Source organism: Spirillospora sp. NPDC049652, assembly GCF_040675125.1.
GTDB lineage: Bacteria > Actinomycetota > Actinomycetes > Streptosporangiales > Streptosporangiaceae > Spirillospora.
On record NZ_JBFAOF010001180.1, the window covers coordinates 1 to 1,961 of the forward strand.

Annotated in this window: 2 protein-coding genes; both read left to right on the plus strand. The window is 76.6% G+C overall.

What is annotated here, in order from left to right:
- Window positions 1–1,605, plus strand: a 1,605-nt coding sequence (locus AB0J52_RS38315; RefSeq protein ID WP_500187922.1) for a dipeptide/oligopeptide/nickel ABC transporter permease/ATP-binding protein, incomplete at its 5' end; no start/stop codon positions are given.
- The coding region (locus tag AB0J52_RS38320; protein ID WP_500187923.1) for an ATP-binding cassette domain-containing protein at window positions 1,602–1,961 on the plus strand (360 nt) is incomplete at its 3' end. The genes AB0J52_RS38315 and AB0J52_RS38320, both read left to right, overlap by 4 nt.

Consider the following 1,961-nt stretch of genomic DNA (forward strand, 5'->3'; position numbering starts at 1 on the left):
CTCGCCCCGGCGGTGCTCGGCCGCCGGGCGGGCCGTCTGGTGACCGCGGCGGTGGGTGTGCTCGTGGCCTTCCCCAGCCTGCTGTTCGTCCTGGTGCTCGCGACGATCTTCGGGGTGGGCGGCACGGGCGCGGTGCTCTCGGTGGGGCTGGCCATCGTGCCGCCCACCGCCCGCCTGGTGCAGAACCTGACGGCGTCGGTGGCCTCCGCCGACTACGTGGCCGCCGCGCGCATCCTCGGCACGGGCCGGTTCCGGCTGGTCACCCGGCATGTGCTGCCGAACATCGGCGAGCCGGTGACGCTGTTCACCGCGCAGTCGGCGGCGCAGATCCTCATCGCCTTCTCCGGGCTGTCCTTCCTCGGCCTCGGCGTGCAACCACCCGCCTACGACTGGGGCCGCCTGCTCAACGAGCAGCTCGGCCGGATCTACGTCAACCCGCTCGCCGCGCTCGCGCCGGGACTCGCGGTGATCCTCACCGGGCTGGTGTTCACGCTGGTCGGCGAGGTGCTCGCGGAGGCCGGCGGACGGCGCACCCCCCACCAGACCGCCGCTCCCGACGCGGCGGACGAGCAGGAGGAGGCATCCCGCACGTCCCCATCCTCGGCCGGCGCCGGCGGCGTCGCGGACGACGGCGCACTGCTGAGCGTGCGCGGCCTGCGGGTGACCTTCCCCGGCGGCCGGACGCCCGTCCGCGGCGTCTCGCTGAGGCTCGCACCGGGCGAGGCCGTGGGGCTGGTCGGAGAGTCCGGCTCGGGCAAGAGCCTGACCGCGCTCTCCCTGGCGGGACTCGCCCCGCACCCCGCCCGGGTCGACGCCGACGAGCTGCGGTTCCGCGGCGTCGACCCCCGCTCGGGGAGGGGCCTCGGCACGTCGCTGGCCATGGTGTTCCAGGACCCGATGGCCTCCCTCAACCCCGCGCTGCGCGTCGGCCGCCAGCTGGCCGAGGTCGCCGAGGTCCATCTGGGGGCGTCCCGCGGACGGGCGGCGGCCCGCGCGGTCCAGCGCCTGGGGTGGGTGCGGATCGGCTCGCCCGAGCGGCGCGCGCGGCAGCGTCCGCACGAGTACTCCGGCGGCATGCGCCAGCGCGCGATGATCGGGATGGGGCTGATGGGTGAACCGAGCCTCATCGTCGCCGACGAGCCGACCACCGCCCTCGACGTCACCGTCCAGCGCCAGGTGCTGGAACTGCTGGCCGAGGTGCGGCGCGACTCCGGCGCGGCGCTGCTGCTGATCTCCCACGACATCGCCGTCGTCGCGCAGGTGTGCGAGCGGGTCCTGGTGATGTACGCGGGCCGGGTCGTGGAGGAGCTCCGGGTCGCCGACCTCGCCGGACGCGCCGCCCACCCCTACACCAGGGCCCTGGTCGGGGCGGTCCCGACGATGAGCACCGACCGGGAGACCGCGCTCGCGACGATCCCGGGCCGTCCTCCTGAGCCGGGGGACCGGCCGCGCGGCTGCGCCTTCGCGCCGCGCTGCGACCGGGCCCGCGACCGGTGCCGCACCACCGATCCCGTGCTCACCGAGCACGGCGAGGGCCGCCGCGTCGCCTGCTGGCACCCGGTGACCGAACCCGCAGCATCCGTCCGGGACGGGGGAGCGCGATGAGCACGCTGGAGTTCCGCGGGGTCAGCGTCCGCTACGGCCGCTTCACCGCCGTGGACGGCGTGGACCTGACGGTCCCGGACGGCGCGGTCACCGGACTGGTCGGCGAGTCGGGCTCGGGAAAGTCCACACTGGGCCGGGCCGCCGTCGGGCTGGCCCCGGTGGTCGCCGGACGGATCCTGGTGGACGGCCGGGAGGTCGGCGGACGGCCCCGGCGCGGCCCCGTCCAGCTGGTGTTCCAGGACCCGTACGCCTCGCTCGACCCGCGCATGCCGATCGGCGCGTCCGTCGCGGAGGCCCTGCCCCGCGCGTCCCGCACCGCCGGCGGCGCGGGCACCGGCCGCGGCCTCGCCGCCCGG